Here is an 8,122-nt window from a genome sequence, read left to right as displayed (position 1 = left end):
CACTCGGGTGCTGACACACCAGTGCTGGCTACGGCCTTTGCCCCGCACGCGTTCTATAACCTTACGATGAACCAGTTTGATGCGCGACAGCGCTACGTCGAAGATGTAGTGGGGCCTCCCACATTTGGACCACCTAAACCTTCGAGTCAGCGCAAGGCTCGGCGCAGCACTTTACCCACGGTGGTCTTAGGCAGCTCAGTGGTCCGAAACTCCACATACCTCGGCACCTTGTACCCCGTCAGATACTCGCGGCAATGCGCCAGGATCTGCTCCTGCGTCAGGCTCGGGTCCTTGCGCACCACGATGATCTTGACCTTCTCCCCCGTCACGCCATCTTCCACCCCAATCGCGGCCACTTCCGCCACCCCTGGGTGCAACGCCACCACGTCTTCGATTTCATTGGGGTACACGTTGAAGCCCGAGACCAGGATCATGTCTTTCTTGCGATCCACCAGGCGGATATAGCCATGCTCGTCCATCACACCGATATCGCCGGTCGACAGCCATCCCTCGGCATCCAGCACCTCGGCGGTGGCTTCCGGGCGTTTCCAGTAGCCCTGCATCACCTGCGGCCCGCGCACTTGTAGTTCGCCCTGCTCGCCAATCTCGGCCAGCTCCCCGTCTTCACGGATAAACCGCACCCAGGTCGACGGCAATGGCACACCGATGCTGCCGGTGAATTCCATCTCGCGCATGCGCGCAATATTGATCGGGCTGATGCTCACCACCGGCGAACACTCGGTGAGGCCATAGCCTTCGATGATCGGCAGTCCGGTGACTTCCTTCCAACGCTTGGCCACTGCGGTGTGGGTGGCCATGCCGCCCGCGATTACCATGCGCAGGTCGGAAAAGTCCCGCGCGCAAAACGCCTTGTTTTCCAGCAAGCCATTAAACAACGTGTTGACCCCGGCAATGCCGTTGAAGCGCTCCTTGCGCAGGATCATCTGCACCCGCTTCACATCCCGTGGGTTGGCAATCAGGATATTGCGCCCGCCCAGGCACATGAACATCAGGCAGTTCACCGTCAGCGAAAAGATGTGGTAAAGCGGCAGCAAGGTGACGTTGGTTTCCTGCTTGTGCTGGTCCAGTTGGTCACCGACCCAGGCCTTGGCCTGCAGCAAATTGGCGATGATGTTGCGATGGCTGAGCATCACGCCTTTGGCGTCGCCGGTGGTGCCGCCGGTGTATTGCAGGAAAGCCAGGTCATCGAGGTGCATTTCCACCGGAAAATGATTGAGCCCGCGCCCCTGTTTCAAGGCCTGATTGAACCGCACCGAGCCGCGCAGATTGAACGCCGGCACCTGCTTTTGCACGCTACGCAGGATAAAGTTCATCGCTGCGCCCTTGAAGGTGCCGAGCAAATCGCCGATGGCCGCGATTACCACGCGCTTGACGCTGCTGCCGGCAATGACTTTTTCCAGGGTATGCGCGAAGTTTTCGAAGATCACCACGGTCTGCGCGCCGCTGTCCTTGAGCAAATGCTTGAGTTCATGAGAGGTGTACAGCGGGTTGACGTTGACCACCACCGCGCCGGCCAGGATCGTTCCCAGCAGGCAGATCGGGTACTGCAAGCAGTTGGGCATCATCAACGCGACGCGGTCGCCCTTTTGCACACCCTGGCCCTGCAACCAGGCGGCGAACGCAATACCTTGCACCTGCCAGTCAGCGTAGGTCATTTCGGTGCCGATGCTCACATACGCCACACGCTCGTGGAATTTCTCCAAGTGTTCGAGGAACACCTCGCGCAACGATGGGTAATCTTCAATCGCGGCATCGATATCCGCCGGGACGCCAGGCAGGTAAGCGTCAAGCCAGATGCGTTCGGTTTGTTCCAGGCTTACAGCGTTCATGGCAGTCTCCTTATTGTTGTTTTTGATAGCGCTACTTTTCGACGATGGCAGTAATGCCCAGTCCGCCTGCCGCACAGATGGAAATCAGGCCGCGCCCGCCGCCGTTCTCATGGATGATCTTGGCTAGCGCTGCCAATTGCCGGCCTCCGGTGGCGGCGAACGGGTGACCGCAACCCAGCGAGCCACCGTTGACGTTCATTTTCGCCCGGTCAATGGGGCCCAGCGGCGCGTCCAAGCCTAGACGCTCGCGGCAATAATCGGCGTCTTCCCAGGCCTTGAGCGTGCACAGCACCTGGGCGGCAAAGGCCTCGTGGATCTCGAAAAAATCGAAGTCATTAAAGCTCAGGCCTTCACGTTTGAGCATGCGTGGCACCGCGTAGGCCGGGGCCATCAGCAGGCCTTCGGTGCCGTCGACAAAGTTCACGGCTGCCGTTTCGCCGGTCCGCAGGTAAGCCAGCACTGGCCAGCCGTGCTCGGCCGCCCATTCTTCGCTGGCCAGCAACACCACCGAAGCGCCATCGGTCAGCGGCGTGGAGTTGCCTGCGGTGAGCGTGCCGTTCTGGCGGTCGTAAGCGGGTGACAGCCCGGCGAGTTTCTCCAGGCTGGCGTCAGCGCGTAGGTTATTGTCCCGGGCCAGGCCGCGATGGGGGCTGATCAGGTCGTCGAAGAAGCCACGTTTGTAAGCGGCATCCAGGCGCTGATGGCTGGTGAGTGTCAGCTCATCCTGGGCCAGGCGCTTGATCTGCCAGCGCTTGGCCATTTCCTCGCAGTGTTCGCCCATGGACAGGCCGGTGCGTGGCTCACCATTGCGGGGCAGCAAGGGCTTGAAAAACATCGACGGCCGAACCTTGAGCAGCGCTTTCAGCTTGTCGCCCATGCCCTTGGCGCGGTTGGCCGCGAGCAAGGTGTGGCGCAGGGATTCGTTGATCCCGATGGGGGCGTCGGAGGTGGTGTCGGAACCACCGGCAATGCCCACCTCGATCTGGCCCAGTGCGATCTTGTTCGCCACCAGCAATGCTGCTTCCAGGCCGGTGCCGCAGGCTTGCTGCACATCATAGGCCGGCGTATCCGCAGACAAGGTGGTGGACAACAACGACTCACGCGCCAGGTTGAAATCCCGCGAATGCTTGATTACCGCGCCGGCGGCAAACTCACCCAGGCGTTGGCCGTGCAGGTTGTAGCGGTCGACCAGCCCCTGCAAGGCGGCGACCAGCAGGTCCTGGTTGCTGTCGTGGGCATACACCGTGTTGGAGCGCGCAAAAGGGAGGCGGTTACCGCCGATAATCGCGACGCGGCGAACCGGGGCTGGGTTGAAGCTGTAATCAGTCATTTAAGGCTCTCTTTCCAGACGAACAGTCCACGCATGTGAGGCTTGTCACCTGCGAAATTGCGGACTTCAAACTCACGGCACGGGCCCGCTGCCGGACGGTTCCACAGCGCGACCTGGCCGGGCAGGAAGATCGGCAGCTTGAAGTCGCAATGCGCCTCGGCCTGGTCCAGCCCACCGGGCGGTTGCTGCGCAGCAAGGGCACGGCCCAAGGTCCACATGCCGTGGGCGATGGCACGGCGAAAGCCGAAGATTTTCGCGCCGATCAGCGACGTGTGGATCGGGTTGAAATCCCCCGACACCTTGGCAAAGCGCCGGCCCAGGTCGGCGGGCAGCACCCAACGTTGAGTGCGCAACAACCCTTCTTCCTGCAACAGCAACGCGTCGTCCCAGGGCTCGCCGACCGGGTCTTTGACATCCCGGCGCAGGTACAGGCTGTCGCTTTCCCATACCAGGGTGCCCGCGCTGTAGGCACGGGTCGCGATGCTCAACGCCTGCCCCTTGGGATGCGCGACCCAGCGCTCGCAATACACTTCCAGGCGCAAGGCCTGGCCTTCGTGCAGGCGTTGGTGCTGACGAATGCGATTCGCCAGGTGCACCATGCCGCTGGCCGGGTACGGGAAACTCGGGCGGGTCAGCAGCATCAGGTGCAGCGGGAACGCCAACACATGGGGATAAGACAGCGGCACGCCTTGCTCGCGGCGAAAACCACAGGCACGGCCATACGCGGCGATGCCAGCGGCGGATAACTCCACTGCCGAGCGCACCAGGCATTCCTTGGGCAATACAGGCGCACCGTCGAGCGCTGGCTTGCGCAAGGCCCGCACGCCGTCCAGCAGCAAGCGGGTGCGTGATGGCGGCGGGTCGATAATCTGTGTCACGTAGTCCATGGCTCAGGCTCCCAGCAGGCTTTGGCCACACACGCGTACGACTTGGCCGTTGACCCCGCCAGACGCTGGGTGCGCCAGCCAGGCAATGGTCTCGGCCACATCCATCGGCTGCCCGCCTTGGGACAGCGAATTCATGCGCCGCCCCGCTTCGCGAATCATCAGCGGGATCTTCGCGGTCATTTGGGTTTCGATAAACCCCGGCGCGACCGCATTCACGGTGACGTGCTGCGCCGCCGCACGCGGTGCCAGGCCCTGGACCAGGCCGATCACACCGGCCTTGGAGGTGGCGTAATTGCTTTGCCCGAGGTTGCCGGCAATGCCGGAAATCGACGACACGCACACGATGCGCCCACCGGGATTCAACCCTTGGTTTTGCAATAACGCGTCGCTGAGTTGCAGGGGCGCCTCAAGGTTGACCGCCAGCACACTGCGCCACGCCGCCTCGGTCATTTTGGCGATGGTTTTGTCGCGGGTGATCCCGGCGTTGTGCACCACCACGTCAAAAGCGCCGTATTGACTGACATGGGCCTGCAGCAGCGCGGCAGCATCCGCTGCAGTGATATCCAGGGGCAGCGCCAAACCACCGACACTCTCCGCCGCTTGTTGCAGCGACGCCTGGGCCTGCGGCACATCCACGCACACCACATGGGCGCCGTCGCGCGCCAACACTTGGGCGATTGCCAAACCAATGCCACGGGAAGCGCCGGTGACCAGCGCGCGGCGGCCGGCAAAGGGCTTGTCCCAGTTGACGGGAACCTGGCCGTCCACCGGTTTTTCCAGGCGCACCACTTGCCCCGAGACATACGCCGAACGGCGCGACAGGAAGAACCGCAGGCTGCTGTCCAGTGCGTCTTCGGCGCCAGGCGCTACGTAGATCAGTTGCACGGTGATCGCCCGGCGCAACTCCTTGGCCAGCGAACGCACCAAGCCTTCGAGGGCGCGTTGGGCGATGGCTTGGGGCAAGTCCTGGCAGTGTTCCGGCGCGGTACCGAGTACCACCACGCGGCCGTGCTGACGGAGGCGCTTGGCGTTGGCGTGGAAGAACACATAGAGCTCATCCAGTTGCTGCAGATCGCCCACGGTGCTGGCGTCAAACACCGCGCCCTGCACGTTCACCGTGGACGGCGCCTTGAGCGTGGCCGGGGTAGCGGTGACTGTGTCGGTGGCCGCGAAAATCCGCTGCACCTCAAAGGCCAGGCGCCCTGCCCCGGCGAGGATCACCGGGTTGGCCAGGCCCTGCTGGCCGCTGCGATGACGTTGCAGCGGCAAGGGTTGCGGCAGACCAACGGCCTGGGCCAGGCGACGGCCCCAAGGGGAATTGACGAAAGAAAGGTAGCTGTCACTCATAAGTAGACCCACTGTCTTGGCGTGTAAACCCGATCAATGTGGGAGCTGGCTTGCCTGCGATGGCATCACCTCGGTGCTTCTGATGGACCGAGTCGTCAGCATCGCAGGCAAGCCAGCTCCCACACTGACCGTGTACATTCAGTGCCACTCAATTGACCGAGGCGTTTTCACCTTGGGCGGTTCGGCGCTTTGGCACGGGCTCCAGCGCTTGCTTGCGCCGCTGCAACGCCTCCAGCAACCCGAAGTCCTGCGGGAAGTCATCCACTTGGATGCCGTGGTCGGCGTATTCCACATAGCGACCGAGCAAGGTGTCTTCGTCGTCGCTGATCAGGTCCAGCGCCCGCGCCTTGATGCGCCAAGCGGTGAAGGCCGTGGCTGAGATCGGCATCGGCTCAATCAAGCCCTGCTTGATGGCGGGCTTGAGTCGGGCGTCGATCAACTCCACCTGCGGCAACAGGCGGAAACCCAGTTCGCCGTAGGCCAACTTGTCGATTTCCGGACGTGGGATATAGGAATTGGCCAGCAAACGGTCGCGGGTTTCGCCTGGTGTCTGCACCACATCCGCCACCTGGGCCAGCAGACGGTCCGAAGGTTTGCGCAGCGGGATACCGAACGGGAACGTCAACGCCCGCACCACGGACGCCGCCGCTTTTGACGGGTAGTTGTCGAGCACCTCGGCCAGCGCTTCATGAGCCCGCAGCAATGCATCCTGGGCCGACCAGTGCACCAACGGCAGGTCCGCCTGGGGCCGGCCGTCATCCTCGAAGCGCTTGAGCACGCAGGACAAAATGTACAGCTGCGACAGAATATCCCCCAGGCGCCCGGTGATACTTTCCTTGCGCTTGAGGGCACCGCCCAGTACGCCCATGGAAACGTCCGAAATCAACGCAAGCACCACAGACAGACGATTGGCCTGGCGGTAGTAGGACGCCAGCGCGGGGTCGATCTTGGCCGGTACGGATATCAGCCGCCCCGCCGTCAGAGAATGCACCGCCGCGCGTACGGTGTTAGCCAGCACAAAGCTCACATGGCCGAACATCGCGCTGTCGAAGTCTTCCAGCGCCTTGCGCCGGTCCGGGTTGCGTGCCGCTTCCATCTCGCGGAACACATAAGGATGGCAACGAATCAGCCCCTGGCCATAGATGATCAGGCAGCGCGTCATGATGTTCGCGCCTTCCACGGTAATGGCGATGGGGCTTTGCTGATAGGCACGCGCCAGGAAATTGTTCGGGCCCATGCAGATGCCCTTGCCAGCAACGATGTCCATGCCGTCATTGACGATGATGCGCGCGCGCTCGGTGACGTGGTACTTGGCGATGGCCGAGATCACCGAGGGTTTCTCACCCGCATCCAGGGACGCTACCGAGACTTTACGCACCGCATCGCAGGCATACAGGTGCCCAGCCATGCGTGCCAGTGGCGCCTGCACGCCTTCGAATTTCCCGATAGGCAGGCCGAACTGTTTACGCATGGCAGCGTAGGCCGTGGTGCCGCGCACCGCGACCTTGCCCAGGCCGACGTTGGCCGACGGCAAGGAAATCGCCCGCCCCGCGGCCAGGCATTCCATCAACATGCGCCAGCCATTGCCGACTTGCTCGCGGCCACCGATCACCCATTCCAGTGGGATGAAGACATCCTTACCGGTGGTAGGACCGTTCTGGAACACGGCATTCAATGGCCAATGACGGCGACCGCTGTTCACGCCGGGATGCGACGTTGGAATCAGTGCACAGGTGATGCCGAGTGAACCGGGAGCGCCGAGCAAGCCGTCCGGGTCCTCGGCGCGGAATGCCAGGCCCAGCACCGTGGCAATCGGGCCGAGGGTGATGTAGCGCTTGTCCCAGGTCACACGAAAACCCAGCACTTCCTCGCCTTCATGGGTGCCTTTGCAGACGATGCCCAGGTCGGGAATCGCCCCCGCATCAGAGCCAGCATATGGGCTGGTCAGCGCGAAGCACGGGATGTCCTCGCCCCGCGCCAGACGCGGCAGGTAGTAATTTCGCTGGGCATCGGTGCCGTAATGCAACAGCAGCTCCGCCGGGCCCAGGGAATTGGGCACCATCACCGAAATCGCCGCCGCCGAGCAGCGCGTCGACAGCTTCATCACCACTTGCGAGTGCGCGTAGTGGGAGAACCCTTTGCCGCCGTACTGCTTGGGAATGATCATGCCAAGGAACCCGGCATCCTTGGTGTACTGCCAGCCTTGCGGCGACATGTCCTGCCAGACCTGGGTGGTTTCCCAGTCATTGGCGATGTCGCACAGGGTTTCCACTTCGTTGTCGAGGAAGGCTTGTTCTTCAGCGCTCAGGCTGGCCGGAGCAGCTTGCAAGAGGCGCTGCCAATTCGGCTTGCCGCTGAACAACTCGGCGTCCCACCACACGGTGCCAGACTCGATAGCGGCACGCTCAGTGTCGGACATGGCCGGCATAATCGTACGAAACAGGCTCAAGGCCCGCCGAGTCAGCAAGGTGCGGCGCAGGGGCTTGATCGTCATCAACAACGCCGGCAAGACCACCAGCACCGCCGCGACGCTCACGCCGAAACCGGCCACCACGTTGAACAGGTAACCTGCCGCCAGCCAGATCAGGCCAGCGCCCAACCACAGGGCGGCGGCAGCTTGTCGATATGCCAGGGCGATCGCTGCTGCGAAACCCACCAGTAACCAGATAACCATGGAGATACCTCTACTCGATTCAGGGTACGGCCTA

Annotated in this window: 5 protein-coding genes; all 5 read right to left on the bottom strand. The window is 62.6% G+C overall.

Translation table 11 applies throughout. The features are described from left to right. Positions 1 to 146 precede the first annotated feature (146 nt). The 5 genes from AACY08_RS25075 to AACY08_RS25055 all read right to left on the bottom strand — a co-directional run bounded on the left by AACY08_RS25075 (position 147) and on the right by AACY08_RS25055 (position 8,088). Positions 147 to 1,850, bottom strand: coding sequence for an AMP-binding protein (locus AACY08_RS25075; protein WP_339471841.1), 1,704 nt, complete (start codon positions 1,848 to 1,850; stop codon positions 147 to 149). A 31-nt stretch (positions 1,851 to 1,881) separates the two neighbouring features. Continuing rightward, positions 1,882 to 3,180 (bottom strand): acetyl-CoA C-acetyltransferase, encoded by a 1,299-nt coding sequence (locus AACY08_RS25070; RefSeq protein ID WP_339471839.1) that lies wholly within the window; start codon positions 3,178 to 3,180, stop codon positions 1,882 to 1,884. Next, positions 3,177 to 4,067, bottom strand: a complete 891-nt coding sequence (locus tag AACY08_RS25065; protein ID WP_339471837.1) for a MaoC/PaaZ C-terminal domain-containing protein — start codon at positions 4,065 to 4,067, stop codon at positions 3,177 to 3,179. The genes AACY08_RS25070 and AACY08_RS25065 overlap by 4 nt, the downstream gene beginning before the upstream one ends. 3 nt (positions 4,068 to 4,070) lie before the next feature. Beyond that, entirely contained in the window at positions 4,071 to 5,414 is a 1,344-nt protein-coding gene (locus tag AACY08_RS25060) for a 3-oxoacyl-ACP reductase (protein WP_339471835.1), read from the bottom strand. Between the two features lie 148 nt (positions 5,415 to 5,562). Then, positions 5,563 to 8,088: an acyl-CoA dehydrogenase gene (locus AACY08_RS25055; RefSeq protein WP_339471833.1), complete on the bottom strand. Its 2,526-nt coding sequence runs from the start codon at positions 8,086 to 8,088 to the stop codon at positions 5,563 to 5,565. Positions 8,089 to 8,122: the final 34 nt, after the last annotated feature.

This window comes from Pseudomonas sp. EL_65y_Pfl1_R83 (genome assembly GCF_963970695.1).
GTDB classification, from domain to species: Bacteria; Pseudomonadota; Gammaproteobacteria; order Pseudomonadales; family Pseudomonadaceae; genus Aquipseudomonas; species Aquipseudomonas tritici.
The sequence above is the reverse complement of the archived record's forward strand: the minus strand, read 5'-3'. Positions and strand labels throughout refer to the sequence as shown.

Excerpts from the sequence above, each read along its gene's own strand:
- AACY08_RS25075 (WP_339471841.1), bottom strand. The coding sequence starts at position 1,850 with ATGAACGCTGTAAGCCTGGAACAAACCGAACGCATCTGGCTTGACGCT.
- AACY08_RS25070 (WP_339471839.1), bottom strand. The coding sequence starts at position 3,180 with ATGACTGATTACAGCTTCAACCCAGCCCCGGTTCGCCGCGTCGCGATT.
- AACY08_RS25065 (WP_339471837.1), bottom strand. The coding sequence starts at position 4,067 with ATGGACTACGTGACACAGATTATCGACCCGCCGCCATCACGCACCCGC.
- AACY08_RS25060 (WP_339471835.1), bottom strand. The coding sequence starts at position 5,414 with ATGAGTGACAGCTACCTTTCTTTCGTCAATTCCCCTTGGGGCCGTCGC.
- AACY08_RS25055 (WP_339471833.1), bottom strand. The coding sequence starts at position 8,088 with ATGGTTATCTGGTTACTGGTGGGTTTCGCAGCAGCGATCGCCCTGGCA.